Origin of the sequence: Paraburkholderia fungorum (genome assembly GCF_900099835.1) — a bacterium.
Classification (GTDB): Bacteria; Pseudomonadota; Gammaproteobacteria; order Burkholderiales; family Burkholderiaceae; genus Paraburkholderia; species Paraburkholderia fungorum_A.
The window spans coordinates 132,807-155,875 of the sequence record NZ_FNKP01000002.1; the positions used below are offsets into that span (position 1 = coordinate 132,807).

At 60.4% G+C, this 23,069-nt stretch carries 38 protein-coding genes; 37 read left to right on the forward strand and 1 reads right to left on the reverse strand.

All coding sequences use genetic code 11. From position 1 onward, the window contains the following. Positions 1-2 precede the first annotated feature (2 nt). From BLS41_RS16845 to BLS41_RS16920, 16 genes are all read left to right on the forward strand, one after another. Positions 3-281 carry a hypothetical protein gene (locus tag BLS41_RS16845; protein WP_143026298.1) on the forward strand — a complete coding sequence of 93 codons (279 nt, stop codon included), beginning with the start codon at positions 3-5 and terminating at the stop codon, positions 279-281. Next, positions 278-1,066 carry a helix-turn-helix domain-containing protein gene (locus tag BLS41_RS16850; protein WP_143026299.1) on the forward strand — a complete coding sequence of 263 codons (789 nt, stop codon included), beginning with the start codon at positions 278-280 and terminating at the stop codon, positions 1,064-1,066. Before BLS41_RS16845 ends, BLS41_RS16850 begins: the two co-directional genes overlap by 4 nt. Next, on the forward strand, positions 1,059-1,574 hold the full coding sequence (locus BLS41_RS16855; RefSeq protein ID WP_074766834.1) for a hypothetical protein: 516 nt from the start codon (positions 1,059-1,061) through the stop codon (positions 1,572-1,574). The genes BLS41_RS16850 and BLS41_RS16855 overlap by 8 nt, the downstream gene beginning before the upstream one ends. Beyond that, positions 1,571-1,897, forward strand: a complete 327-nt coding sequence (locus BLS41_RS16860) for a hypothetical protein (RefSeq protein ID WP_074766836.1) — start codon at positions 1,571-1,573, stop codon at positions 1,895-1,897. The genes BLS41_RS16855 and BLS41_RS16860 overlap by 4 nt, the downstream gene beginning before the upstream one ends. Continuing rightward, positions 1,894-2,445, forward strand: coding sequence for a DUF1064 domain-containing protein (locus tag BLS41_RS16865; protein ID WP_074766838.1), 552 nt, complete (start codon positions 1,894-1,896; stop codon positions 2,443-2,445). The genes BLS41_RS16860 and BLS41_RS16865 overlap by 4 nt, the downstream gene beginning before the upstream one ends. Beyond that, complete coding sequence (locus BLS41_RS16870; protein WP_074766840.1) at positions 2,445-2,915, forward strand: hypothetical protein; 471 nt, start codon at positions 2,445-2,447, stop codon at positions 2,913-2,915. The genes BLS41_RS16865 and BLS41_RS16870 overlap by 1 nt, the downstream gene beginning before the upstream one ends. Further along, positions 2,912-3,496, forward strand: a complete 585-nt coding sequence (locus BLS41_RS16875) for a hypothetical protein (protein WP_074766842.1) — start codon at positions 2,912-2,914, stop codon at positions 3,494-3,496. The genes BLS41_RS16870 and BLS41_RS16875 overlap by 4 nt, the downstream gene beginning before the upstream one ends. Next, positions 3,493-3,861, forward strand: coding sequence for a DUF4406 domain-containing protein (locus BLS41_RS16880; RefSeq protein WP_074766844.1), 369 nt, complete (start codon positions 3,493-3,495; stop codon positions 3,859-3,861). Before BLS41_RS16875 ends, BLS41_RS16880 begins: the two co-directional genes overlap by 4 nt. Then, positions 3,858-4,379: a hypothetical protein gene (locus tag BLS41_RS16885; RefSeq protein WP_074766846.1), complete on the forward strand. Its 522-nt coding sequence runs from the start codon at positions 3,858-3,860 to the stop codon at positions 4,377-4,379. The genes BLS41_RS16880 and BLS41_RS16885 overlap by 4 nt, the downstream gene beginning before the upstream one ends. A gap of 14 nt (positions 4,380-4,393) precedes the next feature. Next, the gene (locus BLS41_RS16890; RefSeq protein WP_074766848.1) at positions 4,394-4,819 is read left to right on the forward strand and encodes a DUF1364 family protein; all 426 of its coding nucleotides are present in this window, start codon (positions 4,394-4,396) and stop codon (positions 4,817-4,819) included. 2 nt (positions 4,820-4,821) lie between these two features. After that, positions 4,822-5,151 carry a hypothetical protein gene (locus BLS41_RS16895; protein WP_074766850.1) on the forward strand — a complete coding sequence of 110 codons (330 nt, stop codon included), beginning with the start codon at positions 4,822-4,824 and terminating at the stop codon, positions 5,149-5,151. After that, a complete protein-coding gene (locus BLS41_RS16900) occupies positions 5,148-5,402 on the forward strand; it encodes a hypothetical protein (protein ID WP_074766852.1) in 255 nt (84 codons plus the stop codon). The genes BLS41_RS16895 and BLS41_RS16900 overlap by 4 nt, the downstream gene beginning before the upstream one ends. Beyond that, a complete protein-coding gene (locus BLS41_RS16905; protein ID WP_074766854.1) occupies positions 5,399-5,779 on the forward strand; it encodes a phage protein NinX family protein in 381 nt (126 codons plus the stop codon). The genes BLS41_RS16900 and BLS41_RS16905 overlap by 4 nt, the downstream gene beginning before the upstream one ends. Continuing rightward, a complete protein-coding gene (locus tag BLS41_RS16910) occupies positions 5,776-6,375 on the forward strand; it encodes a hypothetical protein (RefSeq protein ID WP_083379996.1) in 600 nt (199 codons plus the stop codon). The genes BLS41_RS16905 and BLS41_RS16910 overlap by 4 nt, the downstream gene beginning before the upstream one ends. Positions 6,376-6,455: 80 nt before the next feature. Continuing rightward, positions 6,456-6,596, forward strand: coding sequence for a type II toxin-antitoxin system HicA family toxin (locus BLS41_RS16915; protein ID WP_366486423.1), 141 nt, complete (start codon positions 6,456-6,458; stop codon positions 6,594-6,596). Positions 6,597-6,689: 93 nt separating this feature from the next. Then, positions 6,690-7,106 (forward strand): type II toxin-antitoxin system HicB family antitoxin, encoded by a 417-nt coding sequence (locus BLS41_RS16920; protein WP_074766856.1) that lies wholly within the window; start codon positions 6,690-6,692, stop codon positions 7,104-7,106. Positions 7,107-7,210: 104 nt separating this feature from the next. Here the strand turns inward: BLS41_RS16920 and BLS41_RS16925 are convergent, their stop codons facing one another. Then, on the reverse strand, positions 7,211-7,477 hold the full coding sequence (locus BLS41_RS16925; protein ID WP_074766858.1) for a hypothetical protein: 267 nt from the start codon (positions 7,475-7,477) through the stop codon (positions 7,211-7,213). Between the two features lie 53 nt (positions 7,478-7,530). On the opposite strand from BLS41_RS16925, the gene BLS41_RS16930 reads away from it, so the two are divergent. The 21 genes from BLS41_RS16930 to BLS41_RS17025 all read left to right on the forward strand — a co-directional run bounded on the left by BLS41_RS16930 (position 7,531) and on the right by BLS41_RS17025 (position 23,066). Next, positions 7,531-7,911 (forward strand): hypothetical protein, encoded by a 381-nt coding sequence (locus tag BLS41_RS16930; protein ID WP_074766860.1) that lies wholly within the window; start codon positions 7,531-7,533, stop codon positions 7,909-7,911. A gap of 152 nt (positions 7,912-8,063) precedes the next feature. Then, on the forward strand, positions 8,064-8,249 hold the full coding sequence (locus BLS41_RS16935; protein WP_074766862.1) for a hypothetical protein: 186 nt from the start codon (positions 8,064-8,066) through the stop codon (positions 8,247-8,249). Continuing rightward, entirely contained in the window at positions 8,246-8,638 is a 393-nt protein-coding gene (locus BLS41_RS16940) for an HNH endonuclease (protein WP_143026300.1), read from the forward strand. The genes BLS41_RS16935 and BLS41_RS16940 overlap by 4 nt, the downstream gene beginning before the upstream one ends. A gap of 43 nt (positions 8,639-8,681) precedes the next feature. Continuing rightward, positions 8,682-9,266, forward strand: coding sequence for a terminase small subunit (locus tag BLS41_RS16945; protein WP_253189691.1), 585 nt, complete (start codon positions 8,682-8,684; stop codon positions 9,264-9,266). 3 nt (positions 9,267-9,269) lie between these two features. Continuing rightward, the gene (locus tag BLS41_RS16950) at positions 9,270-10,985 is read left to right on the forward strand and encodes a terminase large subunit (RefSeq protein WP_074766867.1); all 1,716 of its coding nucleotides are present in this window, start codon (positions 9,270-9,272) and stop codon (positions 10,983-10,985) included. A 7-nt stretch (positions 10,986-10,992) separates the two neighbouring features. Further along, complete coding sequence (locus tag BLS41_RS16955) at positions 10,993-12,276, forward strand: phage portal protein (protein WP_074766868.1); 1,284 nt, start codon at positions 10,993-10,995, stop codon at positions 12,274-12,276. Next, positions 12,254-13,099 (forward strand): head maturation protease, ClpP-related, encoded by an 846-nt coding sequence (locus BLS41_RS16960; RefSeq protein ID WP_074766870.1) that lies wholly within the window; start codon positions 12,254-12,256, stop codon positions 13,097-13,099. The genes BLS41_RS16955 and BLS41_RS16960 overlap by 23 nt, the downstream gene beginning before the upstream one ends. 3 nt (positions 13,100-13,102) lie before the next feature. Next, positions 13,103-14,383, forward strand: coding sequence for a phage major capsid protein (locus BLS41_RS16965; protein WP_074766872.1), 1,281 nt, complete (start codon positions 13,103-13,105; stop codon positions 14,381-14,383). Positions 14,384-14,447: 64 nt separating this feature from the next. Continuing rightward, positions 14,448-14,606 carry a hypothetical protein gene (locus BLS41_RS39060; RefSeq protein ID WP_171910256.1) on the forward strand — a complete coding sequence of 53 codons (159 nt, stop codon included), beginning with the start codon at positions 14,448-14,450 and terminating at the stop codon, positions 14,604-14,606. Positions 14,607-14,609: 3 nt separating this feature from the next. Further along, complete coding sequence (locus BLS41_RS16970) at positions 14,610-14,951, forward strand: head-tail connector protein (RefSeq protein ID WP_074766874.1); 342 nt, start codon at positions 14,610-14,612, stop codon at positions 14,949-14,951. Continuing rightward, positions 14,951-15,304, forward strand: a complete 354-nt coding sequence (locus BLS41_RS16975; protein ID WP_074766876.1) for a phage head closure protein — start codon at positions 14,951-14,953, stop codon at positions 15,302-15,304. Before BLS41_RS16970 ends, BLS41_RS16975 begins: the two co-directional genes overlap by 1 nt. Further along, positions 15,297-15,650, forward strand: a complete 354-nt coding sequence (locus tag BLS41_RS16980; protein WP_074766878.1) for a DUF3168 domain-containing protein — start codon at positions 15,297-15,299, stop codon at positions 15,648-15,650. The genes BLS41_RS16975 and BLS41_RS16980 overlap by 8 nt, the downstream gene beginning before the upstream one ends. Positions 15,651-15,653: 3 nt before the next feature. Then, on the forward strand, positions 15,654-16,088 hold the full coding sequence (locus tag BLS41_RS16985) for a phage tail tube protein (protein ID WP_074766880.1): 435 nt from the start codon (positions 15,654-15,656) through the stop codon (positions 16,086-16,088). A gap of 3 nt (positions 16,089-16,091) precedes the next feature. Beyond that, positions 16,092-16,475, forward strand: a complete 384-nt coding sequence (locus BLS41_RS16990) for a hypothetical protein (RefSeq protein ID WP_074766882.1) — start codon at positions 16,092-16,094, stop codon at positions 16,473-16,475. A gap of 2 nt (positions 16,476-16,477) precedes the next feature. Continuing rightward, positions 16,478-16,783, forward strand: a complete 306-nt coding sequence (locus BLS41_RS16995; protein ID WP_074766884.1) for a phage tail assembly protein T — start codon at positions 16,478-16,480, stop codon at positions 16,781-16,783. Next, a complete protein-coding gene (locus BLS41_RS17000; RefSeq protein WP_074766886.1) occupies positions 16,776-17,177 on the forward strand; it encodes an HK97-gp10 family putative phage morphogenesis protein in 402 nt (133 codons plus the stop codon). Before BLS41_RS16995 ends, BLS41_RS17000 begins: the two co-directional genes overlap by 8 nt. 79 nt (positions 17,178-17,256) lie before the next feature. Further along, positions 17,257-20,055, forward strand: a complete 2,799-nt coding sequence (locus tag BLS41_RS17005; protein WP_143026301.1) for a phage tail tape measure protein — start codon at positions 17,257-17,259, stop codon at positions 20,053-20,055. Next, positions 20,056-20,391 (forward strand): phage tail protein, encoded by a 336-nt coding sequence (locus BLS41_RS17010; protein ID WP_074766890.1) that lies wholly within the window; start codon positions 20,056-20,058, stop codon positions 20,389-20,391. A gap of 3 nt (positions 20,392-20,394) precedes the next feature. Continuing rightward, on the forward strand, positions 20,395-21,642 hold the full coding sequence (locus BLS41_RS17015) for a hypothetical protein (RefSeq protein WP_074766892.1): 1,248 nt from the start codon (positions 20,395-20,397) through the stop codon (positions 21,640-21,642). After that, entirely contained in the window at positions 21,642-22,322 is a 681-nt protein-coding gene (locus BLS41_RS17020) for a phage minor tail protein L (RefSeq protein WP_074766894.1), read from the forward strand. Before BLS41_RS17015 ends, BLS41_RS17020 begins: the two co-directional genes overlap by 1 nt. Further along, positions 22,323-23,066 carry a C40 family peptidase gene (locus tag BLS41_RS17025; RefSeq protein WP_074766896.1) on the forward strand — a complete coding sequence of 248 codons (744 nt, stop codon included), beginning with the start codon at positions 22,323-22,325 and terminating at the stop codon, positions 23,064-23,066. It begins immediately after the preceding gene. Positions 23,067-23,069: the final 3 nt, after the last annotated feature.

Genomic DNA, 23,069 nt, shown 5'->3' on the forward strand with positions numbered 1-23,069 from the left:
CCATGCGAGCCACACACACTCAATTGGCCGGCTATGACTCGGTCACCGGTACGAAGCGCTGCACACAGAAGCAGATGATCCTCGATCTGTTCTACAGCACGCACCTGACGCTGACGCGGCAAGAGATTTCCGAACGTACGAATCTTCGCTTGTCGAGCGTCTGCGGCCGCACGTTCGAATTGCTCTCCGAAGAAAAACTCGTGAAGCGCGGCACGCAAAAGTGCGCAGCAACGGGCGTCGATAACGAGACGCTGGGTCTGCCGGTCGAGGTGGTCGCGTGAGCGTTCAAGCAATGGCATGGGCCATCGAACAGCAAGACGTACGCGATTCGCACGCGCGCCACGTCCTACTGTGCTTGGCTAACTACGCCGACAACAAGGGCAAGGCAGCATTCCCGTCGACCGCGACTCTCACGCAGGACACCGGAATGTCTGAGAGCACGATTCGTCGCAAATTGGACTTGCTCGAAGAGCAGGGGCTGATTGTGAAAGGCAATCAAGCCGTCGTCGCTGCGTACATCGCGCGTGGTGATCGCCGACCGGTTTGCTACGACATGTCGATGAAAAAGCGGGGTGTCACGGAGACAGGTCGTGACGAACGGGGTGTCAGCGAGGAAGGAACGGGGTGTCAGCCTGCATCGAACGGGGTGTCAGCGGAGAGCGAACGAGGTGTCACGGTGACACCCAATCCATCCTTAACCATCCATAAACCATCCATAAACCAAAAGAATAAGGCCGCTGCGCGTCCTTCGAGCACTCGCAAGAATGCACCGGCGAAGACGTCGATCCCTGAAGACTTCGCAGTAAGCGAGCGCGTCGCAGCGTGGGCAGCCGAACACGGCCACAAGCAGATCGAGGTTCATCTCGCGTCGTTCATCGGCAAGTGCAAAGCCAAGGGCTATGTCTATGCGAGCTGGGACGACGCCTTTATGGAAGCGATCCGCGCCGATTGGGCCGGGCTCGCGAAGTCTCGAAACCATTCGGCAGGCGGCCGCAACGACCGCAGCGCGGCGGCTGCAGCGATCTTCCCGAAACAATCCCAGCAATCCGAGGTGATCGATGTCTGATGTCGTCGACGAAAACCAGATCCGCAAACTCTTCATGTTGCTCCACGGCATGTATGGCAACTCGGTGCTCGACAAGTACCGAATCGGCCAGGTCGAGAACGGTGAAGACGTCGGCATGATGTCGGCGCGGCAAGTGTGGCTGAACGGCTTGCGCGAGTTTCCGCAGGCGCTCGTTTTGAGAGCACTCGCGAAATGCTCGGAAAAGCACAAGACGTTTCCGCCGACGTTGCCCGAGTTCCGCGACATCTGCAAGTCGTTGATGCCTCGCCAGTGGACGGCGAGCAACGAAGCTCCGCGCCTCGAAATGAGCGAAGCACTCCGGTCTGAGCAGGTCGAGCGTGCACGCCGCGCGATCTCAGAGACCCGCCTGCATCGCGAAGGCGGCTTGAAGACGGAAGACGGCATTCGCGGTCTTCACATTCTGATCGCAAAGGCAGTGGGGCACGCGGGCGGCGACGAGGCCGCGACGTTGCTGGCGCTCGACTCGAAGATTGCGGGTGTCGCATGAACGCACGAACACTCGCACGCGCCATTGCGTTCGACATCTTCCTTGGCATGTGCCTCTACCTGTGGCTCGTGCGCGGCAACGACGGTGCGCGCGTTTTGGCAATCGGCTATCTCGGCTTCCTCACCGCGTTCATCTGGATCGCCGCGCTGTTTGTGCCGGCTGAGAAGTTCGAGAGAGGATACGTGGTGAACGCCGCATACGACATCGTCAGCACGCTGGCAGTGATCGTCGTGCTGGCGTGCAACGGTGAGCCGTGGCTGGCGATCGCCTTGCTGATCCCCTACATCGTGACGCTTGCAAAGCGGGAGGCCGCGAAAGCATGACTAAGCGCGCACCCTGGCCGATGGTGGTCCCAGCCGGTACGACGACGGTCGGCACCGCCCGCGTGCGCGACGACGCACTGCCGCGCATGACGACCGCGCAACGCCGGATATACGAGAAGACCGGCAACCCGCCGCAGACGTCCGCGCTCGACGATCCGCTCGACCCGTTCCCAGCGCACCAGCAGCATCCCGTGTCGCTGGCCGCGAAGAAGCCAGCGAAATACCGCAACACGAAGTGCGAGCACGAAGGCATCAAGTTCGACAGCCAGAAAGAGCGTTCGCACTGGTTTCACCTGGTCGAGCAGCAGGCGAAAGGGCTGATCAGCGATCTGAAATTGCAGGTCAAGTTCGAATTGACGAAACGCAACCAGCGCGATGACGGAACTTGGGAGCGCGCATCGAGTTACATCGCCGACTTTACCTACGTCCGCGACGGAAAGCTGGTGGTCGAGGACGTCAAATCGAGCATCACGAAGAAGAATCGCACGTACATCGACAAGCGGAAACAGATGCTTGAGAAGTACGGAATTTCGGTACAGGAGGTCTGATGGGACGCTCAACGAAACCCCGCAAAGCATATCGGCCGCGCATTGTCAGCCGCACTGCCGGTCTCGACGTGATCGAGCGGCTCACGCCGATGGACATCAACCAGACGACGGATCTCGGCATCGCGTATCACGTCGCGCTCGACGAGATGATCCACGGTCGCGGCACGGAAGAACACTGGTCGACGGTGGCATGCGCGTTGAACATTGGGCTTGTTCTCGCCGAAATGGGTTGCGCGGCGCTCTACATCGGAATCATTAAAGACGCGCTCGACGGTGCGGTGCGCACGCGTGACCGGGCACGGCAAATAGGCCGCTGGGGATTTGACGGCGACGCGCTGCTCGCCGTAAAGCACGCGCTGGAGATCCACGACGCGCAGATGGCGATCGTTACGAAGGCGACGATTATCGCGGCGCTCGCCGAAGTGCATCGACGGATCGACGCGGGCGACGTGTTCAAGGAGGCTGCGTGATCGAGAACCTTACCCGCCAGCCATGGACGCCCGAAGCCGATGCTTTGTTGCGTGAGGTGTGGGCAGCGCCCGAGGCGCTGAAAACCGTCCTCGATCGCTTCCCGGGCAGAACCGAGAAAGCGCTGATGACTCGCGGGCATGAGCTGGAGCTTCCTGATCGCCGGATTGCCATGGCAGCAGCGCGAGCCGAACAGTCGACGGGCGCCCGCCTGAAAGCCGCCATTGCGTTGACTCCTCGGACCGTCGATCAAATGGCGGCTGTCGCTGGCACGTCGACGACGACGGCGCGCCGATTCGTCAATCGCCACCGCGCTGAAATGCACATCAAAAAATTCGACGTCGCACCAGACGACGGGTATGCGGCCGCCATGTGGATCTGGGGCGCTGGTGTGGACGCTAAGCGACGCGGCGCGCAATCGCAACCGCAGATCAGCGCGCGCTATTACCGGAAGCTGAAGCGCGAGCGGCCAGAAGTAATCGACAAGATCAAGGCGAAAAACCGGATTCGATACGCGGAGAAGGTCGGCAAGTTGGTGCGGCGCGACCCGATGACGTCAGCATTGTATGGAGACGCGGCATGAAGCTATACCTCGCCGGCCCGATGACGGGCTATCCCGAACTGAACTTCCCGCTTTTTCATTCCGAGTCCGCGCGGCTCAGAGCGCTTGGGTTCGAGATCGTCAACCCAGCTGAGTTGAACGCCGGGAGCGATGGCGACTGGCTTGCCTGCATGCGTGTCGACATCGCCGCGATGATGACCGAGGAGTGCGATGGCGTCGCTTTGCTGCCTGGCTGGGAGCGTTCGCGCGGCGCGCCGATCGAGCACAACCTGATGCGCGATCTTGGTCTGCGCGTGATGCAGGCGAAGCACATCGTCGGGCTCGCTGGCGACATGCCGGTGATCTCGCAAGCCGCTGTTGTCGAGTTGACCGAGGTGGACGCATGAGCACAAACAACGTGACTAGCGAAGAGCACAACGCCGCACGCGACGCAGTCAAATTTTCGATGGGCGTCGTCGGTTGTGACGTCGAGCTGCGGGCTTTGAACGAAGAGCTTGCTCGTCCGTTCGGCGATGTGCCGCTGTATGCGCGCTGCTTTGCCTTCGCATTGTGGCAGCAAGGCTATCCGATCGAATTCTCGATCGGCGGTGAGCGATGGAACTTGACACCGTCTCCGCAGTGGGGAGCGAAAGGCCGCTATCGCGTTCGCCCTAAGCGCGAGGATCTCGTGCTGCCGTCGATCGACTGGAGCCACGTCGTGGCGAAGTGGAAGTGGCTGGCGCAGGACGAAAACGGGGAGCTTTGGGTTTTCAGTGAGCGGCCGGAAATCTCTGCGGCTGCGAAGTGGTGGTTCGTTGCCGGGGGGAAGAGTACCGAGATCCAGGCAGTTGCAGCGCTCGCATCGGCTAAGAGCGGCTCGGGAGACTGGCGAAAGCTGATCGTGCAACGCCCGGAGGGCGAGTGAAGCGGTCGACACCGATGAAGCGTACCGGGTTTAAGCGCCCGGAACCCGGCGTATTCAAGAAGCAACTCGACCGCAACACGCAATTGCAGCGCACCAAGGCGATGAAGAGCAAGCCGAGGCGGCCAGCAGTCGCCGAGGGTTCGAAGTATCTCGCAGCGTGCCGAGGCGAACCCTGCTACCTGAATGTGAAGTGTGCGCGGTGCGATTGGGCCGATCCGACTGTCGTTCCGTGCCACGACAACCGCCTGAGCGCGGGGAAGGGCATGGGGCTGAAGGCAAGCCACGAACGCACGTTGCCGGGCTGCATGTTGTGCCATGCATGGCTGGACCAAGGCAGCGCGACTCGCGAAGAGAAGTTCGCACGGTTCGACGCCGGGTTCGCGCGCTGGGTTGTGCGCCGCGCTCGAAAGATGGGATTGGAAATGCAGGAGGCAGCTTGAGAATGTTGGTTGATATTCCTGACGGCGTGGGGTATTTCCGGCACGGCCGTCGCATCGGTCGTGCAGTCGTCACCACGTACGCGAGGACAAGGAAGATCGAGACGACGGTGTACCGCGTTGCGCTTGTCAACAACGAGCCAGGCCCGAAGCGCGTACGGGTTGATGTGTGGGTGCCGGAGCATCACCGAGGCGGCTTCATTCCCGGAGATCTTTCGTGGGTTGGCGACGGCATTTACCGGACCTTTGCGTATGTGGACGAAAACAGGAACACCTTGGCCGCGTTTCTCGCCAGTGGTGATCAGGAATGGGACGTGAGGGAGCAAGAAGCATGAGCGAGATCAAGTTCAACACGGCACGCACCAACACGCAAACGCATCGCGCCGTGCTTGGCGTCGACGACATTAAGCGCATCCTCGCGCGCGAAGTCTGCGCAGCCGCCGCCGTGCCGATGGGCGCCGATAGCACGCGCGTGAATGTTCAATTGAGCAGCCGCATGGGTAATTGTGGTTCTGAATATGAGGCGGTCGTCACGGTGACTATTGATTTCGAAAAGCTGCCGAACGTGATCGGAGCTTCGGAATGAACGTCAATGAGCTGAAGGGCGCGGCTCTCGATTGCTGGGTCGCGCGCGCCGAAGGCTTCAATGCCGAGTTGGTCAAGGCGAACGGCATGGAGTATTGCCGCATCGACGTCGAAACGGTCGGCCACCAGTTTTACCAGCCGACGCAGAACCCGAATATCACGTCGCCAATCCTATTCCGCCAGCGCTACACCCTGTATCCGCTCGACGAGATCAGCAGCAAAGGCGCGGGCACGCGGCGAGTGTGGATCGCTGAAGCGCAGATGAACCCGGAATTTCACGATCTGTACCGCGACGAGCAGCCGATGGTCGCGGTTTGCCGGTTGCGCGTCGCGGAAGCGATTGCGGCAGGGATCGTCAAACCGGACGACACCGCATGAATGCTCGCTTGCGCGGCCCGTACCGCGACCCGCTGCTTATCCTGATCGACGCCGAGCAGCCACGCTGCAACGGCTGCCCGCAAGAACGTACTTACGAATTCATTGGCGACATGCAAACCATCTGCGCACTGGGCAAACCACACGGCAATCGTTGCGAACAATACGGAAAGAGGCAACCCAACATGACGACAAGCGCCATTGCGGCAGATGAGATCGACGCGGTTCTGACGGAATGGTACGAATGGAGCCAGGCGTATGAACCCGCGCTCGGTCATGGCCGCGCGTCGGCGAGCTGCCGCGACTTCAAGATCAGCAACCAGTGGATGGACTATGACGACCTGTCGGAAACGGTTGATCGTCAGCTACGCGCCGCTACCGGCGAAGCCGTCGATCCGCTCATCCAGAAGCTTTCACTCGGTCATCGAGTCGCGGTCATGACGGCAGTGCGCAACTTCGTCGCTGGCTCGCTGGTGTTCCGCAACCCGCGCAATCCCGCGACCCAAGATGCGGACTATGCAGAAGCGAAGCGTCTGCTGCGTCCGGGATTGATCGCCAAAAACCTGATCGCCACGAGTAATCGCCCTTCGAATCAATAAACAAAAAAGTTTATGAAAGTGCTTGCGTGGTTAAACATTAGTGTTTAATATAAACACATGTTCAACAACACGGAGGGACGGTGAAACAGAAAGAGTTCAAGCGGTGGTTAGAAGAGCAAGGCGTTGTAGTGAAAGATGGGACGGGCCACTGGAAGGCCTACTACAACGGCAAGCAAACCACCCTTCCTCGGCATCCAAGCCACGAAATAGGCGAAGGTTGAGGCAGCGAATACTAAGGCAACTCGGACTAAAGTGAGGGGAGCCCCCGAAAGGGGCTTTCTCCGCACCGTTTCTCAAAAGCGATGGAGTGATATATGTTGCGTTATCCAGCATTGATTGAGCCGGATGGTAGTGGTTTCATGGTTTCGTTTCGGGACATCCCGGAAGCTTTGACCGGTGGAACGTCGATTGAAGAAGCGCGTGCTATGGCCGCTGACGCGTTGCTATCGGCGATGGATTTCTATTTCGAAGACAAGCGACCTGTTCCGGCCGCGTCGAAAGCGAAAAAGGGTGAGGAGTTGGTCGCGTTACCGGCGAGCGTGTCGGCGAAAGTCTTGTTGCTCAACGAGATGATCGCGCAGGGCGTTACGCCGTCAGAGTTGGCGCGGCGACTCAACACGCGACCACAAGATGTAAATCGCATCGTCGATCTGAAGCACACGACCAAGATTGATACGATCGCAGATGCCTTGGCTGCGCTGGGGAAAAACTTGGAGTTGGCGGTGTCGTAAAAAGGGCTTGTAAACCCTGAAAAGTTTTGCTAATGTTCTGTCCGTGGTGAGTTCGCTCGTCCAAAGAAAAGCCCGCTAGGTGAAAATCTAGCGGGCTTTTTGCGTTAGACGCTCAGTCCTGATACTTGTGTCGCAAGATAATTAGGACGCAATTGGTCGTGCCCTTGCCAAGTCAGTCGGATCGCTGCCGGCTCCGAAATGTTGAGATAGCCAACGTCGCCCATGATGTAGACGTGATGGGTCACTTCGTCGCGCTTGACTTTATCGTCACCTGCAATGGTGGCTCGAATGGTGTCTATGGACAGCGATCTTCTGTCGCTGTCTTCTAGCATCTTCAGGATTTTCGTCACCAATTCGTTGTTTCGTTTCATGTAGTTTCCTTTCGCGCTGGCCCATTCCATCGCGATCAAATTCTAACTTTGCCATGAACCTCAAAGCCATCATTCAGAAGATCGCCTCGTGGTTCAAGAGCGAGACAGCAGCCATCGAGCAGCGCGTCGAGATCGATGTCACTCAACTCGAATCCACGATCAAGGCCGATGTCGCTGAAGTACGCGCATCCGCGCCGACGATGACACTCGATGAAATCAGCGCAGAACTTCACCAAATCTACGAAAGGGCTATTCTCATGAGCACTCCCGCAGCAGACACTCAAGCCGCTGTCGCAACGACCGGCAACAACGTGAACACCGCAGTGCAACTCGCGCTTGCACTGAAGGCAATCGACCCATCGCTGTCGGTCGAAGCAGTGCAGGCCGCAACCAGCGCTGCACTCACCGCGGCGTATCCGGTCGCTGCTGCCTGATCATGCGAAAGCTAATCGAGGCGGTCATCCGGGGCATCACAGGCAAGAGTGATGCTGAACTTGCTGCGGCATGGACGTGGCATCACTTCTGCACTCGTTCGCACGTGCGCGCGTATTGGCGCACGCTGCGTTACTCCATCTGAACGCGAGCCATGCCGACTAACGAACCGAAATTATCGGTCTCGATCGACCGGCTGGGTGATGCCGTCAGCGCTGGTCGCATTGAGATCACCGTTCACATGAAGGTGGACGGCGTCACGCGCGTGGGCAGGATGTTGATCGAAGGCAGGACGTTGAGCCCATACACACGCGCGCTCGAATGGGATGACGAAGCCTGATGCCGCGCCTTCGCACGCTTCCGACTCGACTGCAATCGCTGCCGAGTCGTGTTGTCGTTGCGGAGTCTGTCTCGTGGCGCACTGGCAAGACCAGCAGCGCAGCGCGAGGTTATGACTATGCCTGGCAGAAGCTTCGTGCCAAGCATCTCGCAGCACATCCGCATTGCGTGTTCTGCCTTCGTGACCTTGGCATGCTCGGCATGTCACCAGCTGATGTGGTGCTGGCGTGCGCCACACGTGGTCTAGCTGAGCCGCTGGGCAATATCGGTGATCACATCGTGCCGCATCAAGGCGACGATCGGCTGCGTCTCGATCCGGCTAACGTTCAGACGCTCTGCAAGCCGCACCATGACGGTGAAAAGGCACGGTTGGAGCGCGGAAGACGCTGACTTTCAGCGGTTTTGTTGTTAAAAACCAACGAAAGCGCGGGATTTGTTGCTTTTTAGCGACATGCACCAAGGGGGTGCAGAAAGTCTGAGGGCTCGACCGTCCCAGACCGACCGTTCCCGCACGCGCAGAAAAAATTCCCTTTTGAGGATTTTGTTAATGGCTTTAACAGCGAAAAAGAGGCTTTTCGCCGACGCTGTTTTGGCCGGCAAAGCCAATAAAGACGCGGCAATCGCCGCAGGTTACAGCGCCGCAACGGCGTCGGCCGCCGGGTCGCGGCTTGTTAAAGACAAAGACGTGGCGCTGTACATGGCTGCGCAGCGCATCGAACAGGAGGCGAAGGCCGCAGCAGCTGCAAAACCTCCCGTTGATCGCTCGCCGCCGCCGGATTTCGATCCGTACGCGATGACGAGCTTCACCGACCCGAAGGCTTTCCTCATTGCTGCGATGAACGACGGCCGGACGGAGCCGAAACTGCGCGTCGACGCCGCCAAGGCGCTGATGCCGTTCGTGCACGCCAAGGTCGGCGAGACGGGCAAGAAGGATGCGAAGGGCGCGGCAGCAGAGAAAGCCGCGAACAAGTTCGCTTCGCTCGCGACGCCGAAGCTCGTAGTCAACAACCGGAAATAGCGGATGGAATGGTCGACAGCATGCCCGGACTGGCCCGAGCGGTTGCGGTCTGGGCGCTCGATCATTCCACCGCCGATCTTTCCGGAGCAGGCAGAGATCGCGCTGAACGTTTTCAAGCAACTCAAGATCGTCGATGCACCGGGCAGTCCGACGTTCGGCGAGTCGTGCGCGCAGTGGGTGTTCGATCTCGTCGCATCGATCTTCGGCGCGTACGACCCTGATAGTGGTCGACGCCTGATCACCGAGTGGTTCGTGTGTATCCCGAAGAAGAACAGTAAGTCGACGCTGGCCGCCGGGATCATGATGACGGCGATGATTCTGAATTGGCGGCAGTCAGCGGAGTACGCGATTCTGGCGCCGACGATCGAGGTGGCGAACAACAGCTTCGCGCCGAGCCGGGACATGGTGAAGCACGAGGAAGACCTCGATGAACTGTTCCAGGTGCAAACGCACATCAAGACGATCACGCATCGCGTCAGCGGCGCGGCGTTGAAGGTCGTTGCCGCCGACGCGAACACGGTCAGCGGGAAGAAGAGCGTCGGAACGCTGATCGACGAACTGTGGCTGTTCGGCAAGCAGCCGAATGCTGAAGACATGTTGCGGGAAGCGACGGGCGGACTCGCATCGCGTCCCGAAGGCTTCATCATCTACCTGACGACGCAGTCGAACGATCCGCCGGCGGGGGTGTTCCTGCAGAAGCTGCGTTACGCGCGCGACGTGCGCGACGGAAAGATCGTTGATTCGTGCTTCGTGCCGGTGATCTTCGAGCACCCGCCGGAGATGGTTAAGCGCAAGGAGCACCTGAAGGTCGAAAACCTTGCAATGGTGAATCCGAACTTCGGGTTCTCTGTTGATCAGGCATATCTGGAGCGCGAGTTCCGCAAGGCGCAGGAAACCGGCGAAGAGTCGTTTCGCGGCTTTCTCGCGAAGCATGCAAATGTAGAAATCGGACTTGCGCTGCGCAGTGATCGCTGGGCGGGTGCCGAGTTTTGGGAGGCGGCCGCGCAAGTGCCCGGCGTGACGCTCGATCAACTGATCGACCGGTGTGAGGTGATTGACGTGGGCATCGACGGTGGCGGTCTCGACGACTTGTTGGGGCTCGCGGTCGTCGGTCGAGAGAAGGGCACGCGGAACTGGTTGGCCTGGACGCACGCGTGGGCGCATCCATCGGTGTTCGAACGCCGCAAGGAAATTGCCGACACGCTGCGTGACTTCGAGCGCGAAGGCGATTTGACTGTCGTCGAGCAAATTGGCGACGACGTCGAGGACGTTGCCCAGATCGTCGCGACGATTCACCAGGCGGGACTGCTGGACAAGGTTGGCGCGGACCCGGCCGGAATCGGTGGCGTGCTCGACGCGCTCGGCGCGGCAGGTGTCCCTGAAGACAGGGTGATCGGCATCTCTCAGGGTTGGAAGTTGTCGGGTGCGATCAAGACGACGGAGCGTCGCGTTGCGGCAGCGAGCGGGCGACGCGCTGACGATGGCGGCGAGAAGCCCGACGGCACCTTGATTCACGGCGGCCAGCGCATGATGGCGTGGGCCGTCGGCAATGCGCGCGTCGTACCTGTCGGAAACGCTGTGAACATCACAAAACAGGCCAGCGGGACGGGGAAAATCGACCCGCTGATGGCTATTTTCGATGCGGTATCGCTGATGGCGCTCAATCCGCCGGCTCAAGGGCCGTCGGTGTACGAGTCGCGCGGCATCCGATTTCTTTGAGGTGTGAATGGGTTGGTTCGATTTCATCCGGCGGGGCAACCAGCCGGAGGCCCAAACTCGCCCGGAAAACGCCGCCCCTCGCGCTGAAATCCCATCGGGCAGCGTGACTTTCACTGGCTTGGACGATCCTCGCTTGCTCGAATACATCCGGCGCGGCGAGTTGGACGGGCGCGATCCGCGCGCGGCGCGTGCGCTGCGAAATATGGCGGTATTGCGCTGCGTGACGCTGATCTCCGAAGCGATAGGCATGCTGCCGCTCAATCTTCAGAGCAGCGACGAGACGAAGCAGGTTCAGACCAACGACCCGGCGCATCGGCTGCTCAAGTACAAGCCGAACGACTGGCAGACGCCGATCGAATTTAAGAGCCTGATGCAGTTGCGCGCGTTGCTCGACGGACAGTCGTTCGCGCGAGTTATCTGGTCGGGCAATCGGCCGATTCGACTGATTCCGATGGATCGCGGATCGACGAAAGCGCGGCTGACGGCTGCATGGCAGATCGTCTATGACTACACGACGCCGGGCGGCGACGAAATAACGCTGCAAGCGCGTGACGTTTTTCATCTGCGCGATCTCTCGCTTGATGGTGTGAACGGAATTTCGCGTATCAGGCTGTCGCGCGAAGCGCTTGAGCTTGCGGAGCAGGCCGAGCGCGCGGCGTCGCGCACGTTCCGTACCGGCGTGATGGCTGGTGGTGCGATCGAGATCCCGAAAGAGCTTTCCGACACTGCATATAAGCGCATGAAGGAATCGCTCGCCGATAACTACTCTGGCGCAGAAAACGCTGGTAACTGGATGCTGATCGAAGAGGGCGGCACGGCCAAGCAGTTCACGGCAACGGCTGTTTCAGCGCAGCAGATCGAGACGCGCAATCATCAGATCGAAGAGGTTGCGCGCATGTATGGTGTGCCGCGTCCGCTTCTCATGATGGACGACACGAGTTGGGGCAGTGGCATCGAACAACTGGCGATCTTCTTTATTCAGTACGGCCTCGGTCACTGGTTTGTCTCGTGGGAGCAGGCTGCTGCGCGCAGCTTCATCCCTGACAGCCAGCTTGGTGCTCGGCAATTCAAGTTCAACGAGGGCGCGCTGCTGCGCGGCACGCTCAACGATCAGGCGTCGTTCTTTTCGAAGGCGCTTGGCGCTGGCGGCCAGTCGCCATGGATGTCGCAAAACGAAGTGCGCGAACTCTCCGACCTGCCCAAATCCGATGATCCGCAGACCGACGCATTGCGGAATCCAATGACACAAAAACCGAAGGGGACCGGCGATGAGCCTCCTGCAACTGCCTGAGATTCGTGCCGATTTCCGCTTGGGCGCGGCGCAGTTTGATATGCGTCCGGACGCGCTGGAGCGCTGGGAACCCGAGGTACGCGCGGCAAACGATGGATCGCCGTCGATTTCGATATACGACACGATTGGCGACAATTGGGAAGGCACTGGCGTGACCGCGACGCGCATCTCTGCCGCGCTGCGCAGCATCGGCGCGAATCAGGCCGTTACGGTCAACGTGAATTCGCCCGGTGGTGACTTTTTCGAGGGCGTCGCGATCTACAACCTGCTTCGCCAACACCAGGCCAAGGTCACCGTGCAGGTGCTGGGCCTTGCGGCGTCGGCGGCATCGGTTATCGCAATGGCTGGCGACGAGATCCTGATGGGCGAAGGCTCGTTCCTCATGATCCATAACGCGTGGACGGTTGCAATTGGCAACCGGCACGATCTCGCACAGGCGTCGCAGACGCTCGAACCGTTCGATTCAGCGATGGCGAACTTGTACGCAAAGCGTGCGGGCATCACGCAGGACGCTGCCGCGAGCCTGATGGACAAGGAAACGTGGATCGGCGCCGACCAGGCTGTGAGTGACGGCTTTGCAACCGGACTGATCGAGTCCGCCGAGGTTAGCAAGACACAGACGTCCTCATCGGCAACGCGAAAGACTCTAGCGATTGTCGAGGCGTCGATGGCGAAGGCGGGCTACTCGCGCTCGACCCGTCGCGAAGCAATCAAATCCCTTTTGTCCGGCACGCCGAGCGCTGCTGGAAACCCTGCCACGCCGAGCGCTGGCGAAGACGTTGCAGAAACCCTGCAAAACCTCCTCAACGCAATGAAAGGCTGAAAAATGAACAAACGCATCCTCATCGCCGCGCTTGCGGCATCGCTGGCTGGGCAAGTTGGCGCAGTCACTCGCGGCATCGTCGTGGTGCGCGCCGATAGCGGTCCCGGCGACGTCAAGGCGCTTATCGAAGGTGTGAACAAGGCTTTTGCCGAGTTCAAAACCGAGCACACGAAGCAACTCGACGCGGTTAAGGCTGGTCTGCCGGCGTCGGACATCACTGCGAAGGTCGAGAGGATCGGCGCAGATCTGGACGCATTCCAGAAGGCGCTCGACGAGCACAGCATCAAGATGGCCGCTCTCGAGATGGGCGGTGGTGGCGGCACCAAACTGCGCGACGCCGAATATACAGACGCCTTCAAGGCACACGTAAAGAAGGGTGACATCAATGCGGCGCTCAACAAGGGCGCCGACGAACAGGGTGGCTACCTGACGCCGGTCGAGTGGGACCGCACGATCACCGACAAGCTCGTGCTCATCTCGCCGATGCGCCAGATTTGCCGAGTGCAACCCACGTCGAAGGCAGGCTTCTCGAAACTGTTCAACATGCAGGGCACGTCGAGCGGCTGGGTCGGTGAAACGTCGGCCCGTCCGCAGACCAATACGGCCACCTTCCAGCCGCTGGCATTCACGACCGGCGAAATCTACGCGAACCCGGCCGCGACGCAGCAGATCCTCGACGACAGCGAGATCGATCTGGAAACGTGGTTGGCCGGCGAAGTGCAGACCGAGTTTGCGAAGCAGGAAGGTCTCGCATTCGTGTCGGGTGACGGCACCAACAAGCCGAGCGGCATCCTGACGTACATCACCGGCGGCGCCAATGCGGCAAAGCATCCGTTCGGCGCAATCGAGGTCGTCAACAGCGGTGCGGCCGCCGACATCACGTCGGACGGCATCATCGACATCATCTACGACTTGCCGAGCGCATTCACCGGCAACGCGCGATTCACGATGAACCGCAATACGCAGCGCTCGATTCGCAAGCTGAAAGACGGTCAGGGAAACTATCTCTGGCAGCCCACCTTCGTCGCGGGCCAGCCGGCGACGGTGGCCGGCTATCCGATCACGGAAGTGCCGGACATGCCGGACATCGCTGCGAACTCCACGCCGATCATGTTTGGCGATTTCCAGCAGTCGTATCTGATCGTCGATCGTATCGGCATCCGCGTGCTGCGTGACCCGTACACCAACAAGCCGTACGTCATGTTTTACACGACGAAGCGCGTGGGTGGTGGCCTGCTGAATCCGGAACCGATGCGCGCGATGAAGATCGCTGTCGACGCATAACCGTATCTCCGTAGCGTGTGGTTTAGGGGCGTCCAAGTGACGCCCTATTTTTTTGGAGGCAGACATGCCGAAGTTCATTAAGCCGTTCCGCGGCGTGCCGGAAGGCGAGATATATCCGAAGCAGTTCGATGCGGGCGACGAATGCCCGTCCGAGCTGGAGGCCGGCGCAAAGGAAGTCGGCGCGCTGGAAGGTTCGGACAAGCCGGCTAAGGCGACCAAGTAATCGATGGCGCTCGTTGATCTCAGTCTGGCGCTTGGCTTCTTGCGTCAAGACGCAGGCGTCGAGGATGACGTCGTGCAGGCGCTGCTCGACGGCGCAACGCAATCGGCCGTCGACTATCTGAATCGTCAAGTGTTCGAAGACGACGACGCGATGGCGGCGGCGGTGGCAGCTGGCACTGCGGGCGATAACCCGATGGTGGTCAACGGCGCAATCAAGGCGGCGATTTTGAAGTCGACCGCGGAGTTGTACTCGAATCGCGAAGACTCGTCAGTTTCGAAATTGGTCGAGTTGCCGTTCAACGCGCGGACGTTGTTGCGTCCGCATCGAATCATTCCGGGCGTCTGATGCGTGCTGGCGATCTCAACCGGCGCGTGCGCATCGAGCGCCGCGACCAGTCGCAAGACGACCTTGGCCAGCCGGTCGACACGTGGGTGGAGGTGGCGACGGTCTGGGGCAACGTGCGCATGCTCACCGGCAAGGAGACCTTGACGGCTGACGCCGACGTCGCCAGCGCGACGGCGAGCATTCGGATTCGCTATCGCACGAACATTGATAACTCCATGCGCGCGGTGGTGCTCAAGTTCGTTGACGGCCAACCGGTCGAAGACGTCATCTTCAACATTCTCGCGCCGCTGCCGAATCTCGCCAGCCGCGAATACACGGATCTGGCCTGCTCGGCCTTTACGAACAATGGCTAGCGCCGAATCCGTCACAGCGGGCGCGATCAAGGCGTTGGCAGGTGGTCGCGTCTATCCGGACGTCGCGCCGGCGACGGTCGCCAAACCGTACATCGTCTATCAGAGCGTTGGAGGTGTCGACGAAACCACGTTCGACGGCGCCGACACGTTGCAAAACAGCCGCATGCAGGTCGCTGTGTGGTCAACCACGCGCGCCGAGGCGGCAACCATCATTCAACAGGTGCGCGCTGCGCTGACTGCCGCGCCTGTCAATGGCACGCCGATTGGTGCGCCTGTGTCGGTCTACGAAGACGACACGAAGCTTTACGGCAGTCGGCAAGACTATTCAATCTGGTATCAGGAGTGAAACATGCCCAGCACCGCAATTAGCGCCCAAGGCAGCAAATTTTCCATCGACACCGCCGCCAACGGCGCAACCGATCCGACTTGGACGGCAGTGAAAAACGTCAAGTCGTACAGCGGCTTCGACGGCACCGCGACCGAGATCGACACCACGGACCTCGATTCCGAGGCGAAAGAAAAGATGCTCGGTCTGATCGACAACGGTTCGTTCTCGATCGACGTCAACGTCAACATGACCGACCCGGGGCAGATTGCGCTGAAAGCGGCTCAGAAAGCATTGACGCTGCAGAAGTTCAAGCTCACCTACCCGGACGGTTCGAGCGATTCGTTCTCGGCATTCGTGAAGAGCTTCCCGATCGCGGGCGCAACCGACGCTGTCATCACCTCGACGATCGCATTGACGATCTCGGGCGCAGTGACGACCGCAGCTGCCGGAGCGTAATGCATGCTGACGAAAGAGCAGATCCTCGCCGTGCGGGACCTCGGGTTCGAAGTCGTCGTCGTTCCCGAGTGGGGCGGCGAGGTGACCGTCTCCGAGATGGGCGGCAAGGCGCGTGACGCACTGATGGAAGCGCTCGCGGAGCCGCAACCTACTGCGCGCTTTCAGGCGCTCGTGCTGTCGAGCACGGTGGTCGACGACGGCGGTTCGCCGATTTTCACCGCCGATGACATTGAGCAATTGAGCGGAAAGAACCCGGAAGTTCTCACCCGCCTCGTCGCTATCGCGATGCGTTTGAACAAAATCGGCACGAAGGCAACGGAGGAAGCCGAAAAAAACTCCGAAGCCGCCCTGAGCGGCTCTTCTGGTTCCGACTCGCTCGCGAGCTAGGCATGTCGGTCGCACGCTGCCAGTCGGAAGTGAGCAGCGCTGAGTTCACCGACTGGCTGGCGTATCACCAGGTCGAACCGTTTGGCACTCAAATGGACGATCTCCGAGCAGGCGTAGTCACCGCAGCGATCTACAACGTCAACCGGAACGCGGAGAAACATCCGGAACCGTTCGGAGCATCTGACGTAATTCCGTGGCTTGGAGGCCTATCTACGCAGTCCGAGCCTGAGCCGGTGCTTTTCGATGATCCAGTAGCGCAGACGGCAATGCTGCGGGCATCGCTCTTCGGAAAAGCTGCAAATGGCTAAGGCGTTCGAAACGTCCAACCCGGGCGCGTTGACCGCGCAACTGGATGCGCTGGACGACGCTGTGAGCGAATCGACGCTGCGGAAGGCCGCGCTCGTCGGCGCAAACATTTTTCTCGCGGAAGAGAAGTTGAGAATTCCGCGCGACACCGGCAAGGGAGCCGACTCTCTCGTCATTGCATACGACGCGGAGAAATCGGTGCCGGGGAAGTTGGCCTCGTACATCGTGACGTGGCTGAAAGATGCCTATTACCTGCGATTTGTCGAATACGGCACTTCTCATTCGGCTGCGCATCCGTTCAAGCGGCCCGCATATGAAGCAAAAAAGACGGTTGCGGCGCAAGCCGTCGCCGATGCACTCGACTCTGAAATAAAGGCGAAAACCAGTGGCAAATGAGAGCGTAACGCGGGTCACAGCCGACGCAAGTGGCTATCGGTCCGAGTTGGATTCCGCGCGCAAGTCGGCTCAGGCCTTCATGCAAACGCAGGATCAGGCAGCGCAGCGCGTCGCCGTCGCTCAGAAGGCCATTTCAGAAGCCGCAGTGAACGGCAGCCAGGCGAGCACCAGAGAGATCAATTCGTTCGTCTCATCGCTGACGCGCGCGGCTGACACTGCGGGGAAAACGCGCTCCGAACTGCTCGCGATGAAGGCTGCTCAGCTCGGCATATCGGATGCCGCGGCGGAGTCGGTTGCGAAACTGAAGGCCGTCGAAGAAGCCTCCAATGCGAATAGCGAGGCCGCCCACGGATTCAGTTTGAATTCGGCTGCCGCACGTCGCGAACTTGCCGTGTTGGCTCACGAAGCATCGCAAGGTTCCTGGAAGAATTTCGGCGGCTCACTGATGGTGCTGGCCGAACGTACTGACGCACTCTCTGTCTTGATGAGTCCATTGGGGATCGCGATCGGCGCTGCGGCTGGTGCCGTCGCGTTAATGATTCATTCGATCTCTGAGGGTGCGTCGCAATACGACGCGTTCCAGAAGTCGATCGTTAGCACTAATGGTGCGCTCGGCCTGTCTGCCGAGCAGATGATCAACATTTCGAACACGCTGAACGACTCGAAAACGTCGCTGTCTGCGGCTCGCGAGACGCTCGCGTCGCTCGCTGACACCGGCCGTTTCGCGGGTGACGATCTGGCGCTTGCAGGGCGTGCCGCTGTCGCGATGAGCGAAGACACCGGCGTCAGTGCGGATCAGGCCGTCGAATCGATGGTTAAGCTGCACGACAACATTCTCGAATGGCTCGCGGCATATCAGGAGCAGCATCACACGTTCTCGGCGGCGCAAGTCGACGAGATCGAAGGATTTGTGCGCGCTGGCGACGCGGCCGCCGCTCAAAAGGCCGTCATGCTCGACCTCATCAGTGCGCACGAGCAGGTGGCCGCGTCGGCGAAGACGCAAACCGGTTTCATCGCGCAGGGCTGGCGAGACATAGTCGAAGTCGTGACCATGTACAAAAACATGATCATGAACATCGGCGTGCCCGACGGTATCACGAAGCAAGTCGGCGACCAGCTCGCGCGCGTCGAAGCGGCGCAGCGCAATCTCGATCAGTTGCAGGGCGGATCGTCGTTCAGCGTCGACGCCGCCAAGCAGCAGCTCGCGGTGGAGACCGAGAAGCTGAACGTGTTGCGCGACCAGCAGGCGGTGCAGTTCAAAACGCAACAGGCGGCCGAGAAGCGAGCAACGGGCGGCGATGCCGCTGTTGCGGTGAACAAGTATCTCGGCAGCACGCAATACGCTTCGCCGCTCGATCAGCGGAACCTCGCGATCAAGAAGGAAAACGCCGATTTCGCCGAGGCGACCAAGGATCTTGATAAGACGGCGACAGACTTCGTTGCTGCAGAGAAGCGGCACGTCGACAACCTCGCGCAGATCGACAAGCAATATCAGAGCCGGAATGGTTCGAAGGCTGCGGCAAGCGCTGCAGCGGCAGCGGCGCAGAATGCAATTAGCGCGCAGCTCGCCGCTCTCGACCAGCAGCAAAAGGACATCGAAACAAAGCTCAAGACGTCGCTCGATCACATCAAGAGCTTGCAGGATCAAGGCTTGATCACACAAGAGGATGCGCTGCAGCAGATGCATGACGCGCGCTCGGCGGCCCTGCAAGATGAGCTGAAGATCGAGCAGCAGGAAGTTGAAATCGCGCAGGGCAAGAAGCAGAAGGCTGCAATCGAGAAGTACGCCGGCGAGGTGAAAACCACGCAGGACAAGATCGCGGCAAACGACCAGCAGTTCACCGACGATTCGGGGAAGCTGGCGGCGAAGCGCGCGGCTGACCTGAAGGTGTACACCGACGCGCTGCAGCAGCAACTCGCCACGCAGCAATCTGCGGCCGACCAGACGCTAGCCGGTCTTAGCATGGGCACCAATGATCGGGCCGACTACGACAAGCTGTTGTCGTTGCGCCAGGACTACGATCGGAAGGTCGCCGATCTGACCAAGCAGCGCACAACCAACCAGATTGGTCCGCAACAGTACGCCGATGAACTGGCGGCTACGCAGGACTATTACGACAAGTCAGTGGCGATCGCGCAGAAGTCGTCAGCGGACATTCGCGCTGCAAATGCGGACTGGACGACCGGCGCTAAGCGGGCACTTGCCGACTATTCCGATGAAGCGGCGAACGTCGCGGCGTCCACCGCATCGACGTTTCAAGATGCATTCCGCGGCATGGAGGATGCGTTCGCGAAATTCGTGACCACTGGCAAGCTGAGCTTTTCCGATCTGGCTACCAGCGTGATCTCGGATATTGCGCGCATGCAGGCACGCGCGGTGATCTCCGGCCTCTTCAATTACGCCGCGAGCGCCATCGGTTCGTACTTTGGCGGCTCGACCGCGGGCGCAACCGTGACTGCTGGCGAATCGTCAGCAGTCTATGCGGCGACGGGCGGCCATGTTACCGGCCCGGGTTCGGCTACGTCGGATTCGATCCCAGCGTGGCTCTCGAATGGCGAATACGTCATGAGCGCCGCAGCGGTACAGCGCATCGGCATTGGAAATCTCGACGCGGCGAACAGCGGGCGCAGCGTGCACGGCGCCGCGCGTTTCGCGAGCGGTGGTTACGTTGGCGCGGCGTCGAGCACGACGTCGTCGCGCGGCGGCGACATCAGCATCAGCGCGCCGGTCTCAGTTCAGGGCGGCTCAGATCCAAGCGCAAACGCGTCCAACGCCGCACAGTTGCAGAAGCAGATCACCGACGCTGTTAAGGCCGTCGTCGCGAAAGAGCGGAAGCAAGGCGGCACGCTCTGGAAGATGCAACAAGGGATCAAGTAAATGGCCGACACATTCGCTTGGGTTCCGACCGTTGCCAACTTCACGGGCACGCCGACATTCAAGGTGCGCACCGCGCAATTTAGCGACGGCTACGCGCTGCGCGTGGCCGACGGCCTCAATAACCGGTCGTCCGTCTATTCGCTGCAGTTCATCGGCGACGAAGACAAGATGACCGCGATCATCGCTTTTCTCGACACCCAGGCCGGCGCGACCAGCTTCTACTGGACGCCGCCGTTCCGCGCGCAATCCCTGTTCACCGCGACATATACCGAGCCGACCAAAGACGGCGACGTGTACACGATGACCGCGACGTTCACACAGACTTTCGCTCCCTGACCTATGACAGCACTTCAGTCGATCAATCTAGGAACCGCGCCGGCGGGTTCCGACGGCGATACCACGCGCGCAGCGAGCGTAAAGGCGAATTCGAACGTTGCGGTGCTCAATGCGCAGGCGACGCTCACAAGTGCGCCGGTCACGATTACGGCAGCGTCAGCGCTGACCGCAGCACTGCACCTCGGCAAGCGCGTCAATATCGCGCTGGCCGCGGCTGGGATAGTCAATGTTCCAGCCGCGTCGACGTGCGGCGCCGATGGCGTGTTGCATTTGCGGAACGTCGGCACGACCGTGGTCACGCTCGCAATTACCACTGGCTCGGGCGACACGCTGGCGATCAGCAAGCTGAACCCGGGTGAATCCGTTTTGCTCGACACGGATGGCGTGCACGCGTGGACGGTGCTGTTGCGTGGCCGCACGAACAGCGACAACGAAACGGTCAACGGCGCACTGACGGCCGGCAGCTTGACGGTCAACGGCCTGGCGACCGTTTCGGGCCTGACAATGCCAAACGGAATCATCACGTTTGCCGATGGCTCGAAGCTGAGCGGCAGCCAGCAAGCCAGAAACTACCTCGATAACGCGTGCGGGCTGATCAACACGCGTGGCTATGTGAGCGGTACGGCGACCACGGCAGCGAATCAGTACACGCTTGACCGGTGGCGCGTCGTCACGGCAGGGCAGAGCCTTCAGTTCACTACCGGGACCGTTTATTCGATCGTCATGACCGCGCCGGCGGGCGGGGTTGAGCAGGTCATGGACGCATTCAGTACCGACGGGGGCACCTTCACACTGTCGTGGACGGGAACGGCGACAGCGACGATCAATGGCGTAGGCGTGGTAAATGGCGGCTCTGCGGTTCTGCCCGCGTCTGGTTTCACGTCGATCAAGTTCTTTAGCGGCACCTTCAGCAATCCGCAACTTGTGAAAGGGACGGTCGTTCTGCCGTTCACGCCAACGCACCCGGCAGTAGATCGCACTGTTTGCGCGTGGTACTGCCGCTCGCTGCGTTACGACGAACACGGATATGCAACGGCCGGCCTTTATATGGTGCGGAATCTGTCGTATGGGGCTCCGATGCGGTCCGCGCCGACCGTTACCGTAATCGGCACGCCGACCTACGCGGGCATTGCCTCGCCGCCTAGCGTGACGGCAACCGCGGGATTCTTGCTGATGTATTTAAATCAGGGCACTACGGCGGGCGCGTGGGGTGTTGACAACTACAACATGCTGCTGTCGGCGGATATGTAATGACGATCACGGCCGACATTCAGCAGCTCGAGCCGGGCCGCCTGATCGAGTTGTTTGAGGTGGACTGCACGGCGATTGGCGGCGACATGCTGCGCTTTCACGGCCACCTGCAATCGACGTCGATCTTCTGGCAGGGCAACGAGTACAAGCCGTGGGCAATTCAGGCGAGCGGCTTCGAACACACGTCCGATGCGCAACAGCCTGAACCGACGCTTACCGTTGGAAACGTTGGCGGCACGATCTCGGCTCTGTGCGTCTACCTCGACGATATGGTGGGCGCGAAGGTAACGCGGCATCGCACGCTGTCGAAGTATCTCGATGCGGTGAACTTCCCGGACGGTAATCCGTCGGCAGACCCTGCCGAGGAAATGCCGATCGAGCTTTGGTACGTCGAGCAGAAGAGTAGTGAGACCAACGTCGAGATCGAATTCACGTTGTCGTCGGCGCTCGATTTTGGCGGCCAGCAATTGCCCGCGCGGCAGATCGCCAGCCTCTGTCAGTTCGAATATCGCGACGCGTATTGCGGCTGGACCGGCACAACCTACTTCACCATCGACGACCAGGCGACGGACAACCCGGCGCTCGATAAGTGCAGCAAGCGGATCAGCGGCTGCGAATGCCGATTCGGCGTCAATGAACCGCTGAGCTTCGGCGGCTTCCTGAGCGACACCCTTTCCTAAATGAACGAACAGATCAAGAACGCGATCGCGGAACACGCGCTCGCGGCCTACCCGCGTGAGTGCGTAGGACTGGTCGTGGTCGTTGGCGGCGCTGAAACGTACGTGCCCTGTATCAACTCGGCCACGACGCCGGCTGAGCACTTCGTGCTTTCCGGGCAGGAGTACGCGGCCGCCGAAGATCACGGCGAGATAGTCGCGCTCGTGCATTCGCACCCGGGCGCACCGGCGCGGCCGAGCATGGCCGACAAGACGATGTGCGAGCAGAGCGGCATTGCGAAATGGATCATCGTTTCGCTCGGGGTGCAGACGGACGGCTCGATTGGCATCGACGACTGGTGCGAGTTCGGTCCATCTGGCTATCAGGCTCCGCTACTCGGGCGGCAGTTCGTCCATGGCGTGCACGACTGCTATTCGCTCATCCGCGACTGGTATCGCATCGAGCGCGGCGTCACGCTGCCGGACTTCCCGCGCGCGGATAAGTGGTGGGAAGACGGCGCGTCGAATCTCTATCTCGACAACTTCGCAAAAGCTGGCTTCGCTGATCTCGGGCAAGACGCGCCGGTCGAAGTCGGCGACGTTCTGCTGATGCAGATCCGCAGCAAAAACCACGTCCCCAATCACGCAGGCATCTACATCGGCAACGGCCAGATGCTGCACCACTCGTATGGCGCTCTGTCAGGCCGCACGGTGTGGGGCGGTATGTGGTCCCACAGCTTGCGCACAGTACTCCGATACCAGGGTTAAGCA

Excerpts from the sequence above, each read along its gene's own strand:
- BLS41_RS16845 (WP_143026298.1), top strand. The coding sequence starts at position 3 with ATGCGAGCCACACACACTCAATTGGCCGGCTATGACTCGGTCACCGGT.
- BLS41_RS16855 (WP_074766834.1), top strand. The coding sequence starts at position 1,059 with ATGTCTGATGTCGTCGACGAAAACCAGATCCGCAAACTCTTCATGTTG.
- BLS41_RS16860 (WP_074766836.1), top strand. The coding sequence starts at position 1,571 with ATGAACGCACGAACACTCGCACGCGCCATTGCGTTCGACATCTTCCTT.
- BLS41_RS16865 (WP_074766838.1), top strand. The coding sequence starts at position 1,894 with ATGACTAAGCGCGCACCCTGGCCGATGGTGGTCCCAGCCGGTACGACG.
- BLS41_RS16870 (WP_074766840.1), top strand. The coding sequence starts at position 2,445 with ATGGGACGCTCAACGAAACCCCGCAAAGCATATCGGCCGCGCATTGTC.
- BLS41_RS16880 (WP_074766844.1), top strand. The coding sequence starts at position 3,493 with ATGAAGCTATACCTCGCCGGCCCGATGACGGGCTATCCCGAACTGAAC.
- BLS41_RS16885 (WP_074766846.1), top strand. The coding sequence starts at position 3,858 with ATGAGCACAAACAACGTGACTAGCGAAGAGCACAACGCCGCACGCGAC.
- BLS41_RS16890 (WP_074766848.1), top strand. The coding sequence starts at position 4,394 with ATGAAGCGTACCGGGTTTAAGCGCCCGGAACCCGGCGTATTCAAGAAG.
- BLS41_RS16895 (WP_074766850.1), top strand. The coding sequence starts at position 4,822 with ATGTTGGTTGATATTCCTGACGGCGTGGGGTATTTCCGGCACGGCCGT.
- BLS41_RS16900 (WP_074766852.1), top strand. The coding sequence starts at position 5,148 with ATGAGCGAGATCAAGTTCAACACGGCACGCACCAACACGCAAACGCAT.
- BLS41_RS16905 (WP_074766854.1), top strand. The coding sequence starts at position 5,399 with ATGAACGTCAATGAGCTGAAGGGCGCGGCTCTCGATTGCTGGGTCGCG.
- BLS41_RS16910 (WP_083379996.1), top strand. The coding sequence starts at position 5,776 with ATGAATGCTCGCTTGCGCGGCCCGTACCGCGACCCGCTGCTTATCCTG.
- BLS41_RS16920 (WP_074766856.1), top strand. The coding sequence starts at position 6,690 with ATGTTGCGTTATCCAGCATTGATTGAGCCGGATGGTAGTGGTTTCATG.
- BLS41_RS16925 (WP_074766858.1), bottom strand. The coding sequence starts at position 7,477 with ATGAAACGAAACAACGAATTGGTGACGAAAATCCTGAAGATGCTAGAA.
- BLS41_RS16930 (WP_074766860.1), top strand. The coding sequence starts at position 7,531 with ATGAACCTCAAAGCCATCATTCAGAAGATCGCCTCGTGGTTCAAGAGC.
- BLS41_RS16935 (WP_074766862.1), top strand. The coding sequence starts at position 8,064 with ATGCCGACTAACGAACCGAAATTATCGGTCTCGATCGACCGGCTGGGT.
- BLS41_RS16950 (WP_074766867.1), top strand. The coding sequence starts at position 9,270 with ATGGAATGGTCGACAGCATGCCCGGACTGGCCCGAGCGGTTGCGGTCT.
- BLS41_RS16955 (WP_074766868.1), top strand. The coding sequence starts at position 10,993 with ATGGGTTGGTTCGATTTCATCCGGCGGGGCAACCAGCCGGAGGCCCAA.
- BLS41_RS16960 (WP_074766870.1), top strand. The coding sequence starts at position 12,254 with ATGAGCCTCCTGCAACTGCCTGAGATTCGTGCCGATTTCCGCTTGGGC.
- BLS41_RS16965 (WP_074766872.1), top strand. The coding sequence starts at position 13,103 with ATGAACAAACGCATCCTCATCGCCGCGCTTGCGGCATCGCTGGCTGGG.
- BLS41_RS39060 (WP_171910256.1), top strand. The coding sequence starts at position 14,448 with ATGCCGAAGTTCATTAAGCCGTTCCGCGGCGTGCCGGAAGGCGAGATA.
- BLS41_RS16970 (WP_074766874.1), top strand. The coding sequence starts at position 14,610 with ATGGCGCTCGTTGATCTCAGTCTGGCGCTTGGCTTCTTGCGTCAAGAC.
- BLS41_RS16975 (WP_074766876.1), top strand. The coding sequence starts at position 14,951 with ATGCGTGCTGGCGATCTCAACCGGCGCGTGCGCATCGAGCGCCGCGAC.
- BLS41_RS16980 (WP_074766878.1), top strand. The coding sequence starts at position 15,297 with ATGGCTAGCGCCGAATCCGTCACAGCGGGCGCGATCAAGGCGTTGGCA.
- BLS41_RS16985 (WP_074766880.1), top strand. The coding sequence starts at position 15,654 with ATGCCCAGCACCGCAATTAGCGCCCAAGGCAGCAAATTTTCCATCGAC.
- BLS41_RS16990 (WP_074766882.1), top strand. The coding sequence starts at position 16,092 with ATGCTGACGAAAGAGCAGATCCTCGCCGTGCGGGACCTCGGGTTCGAA.
- BLS41_RS16995 (WP_074766884.1), top strand. The coding sequence starts at position 16,478 with ATGTCGGTCGCACGCTGCCAGTCGGAAGTGAGCAGCGCTGAGTTCACC.
- BLS41_RS17000 (WP_074766886.1), top strand. The coding sequence starts at position 16,776 with ATGGCTAAGGCGTTCGAAACGTCCAACCCGGGCGCGTTGACCGCGCAA.
- BLS41_RS17005 (WP_143026301.1), top strand. The coding sequence starts at position 17,257 with ATGCAAACGCAGGATCAGGCAGCGCAGCGCGTCGCCGTCGCTCAGAAG.
- BLS41_RS17010 (WP_074766890.1), top strand. The coding sequence starts at position 20,056 with ATGGCCGACACATTCGCTTGGGTTCCGACCGTTGCCAACTTCACGGGC.
- BLS41_RS17015 (WP_074766892.1), top strand. The coding sequence starts at position 20,395 with ATGACAGCACTTCAGTCGATCAATCTAGGAACCGCGCCGGCGGGTTCC.
- BLS41_RS17020 (WP_074766894.1), top strand. The coding sequence starts at position 21,642 with ATGACGATCACGGCCGACATTCAGCAGCTCGAGCCGGGCCGCCTGATC.
- BLS41_RS17025 (WP_074766896.1), top strand. The coding sequence starts at position 22,323 with ATGAACGAACAGATCAAGAACGCGATCGCGGAACACGCGCTCGCGGCC.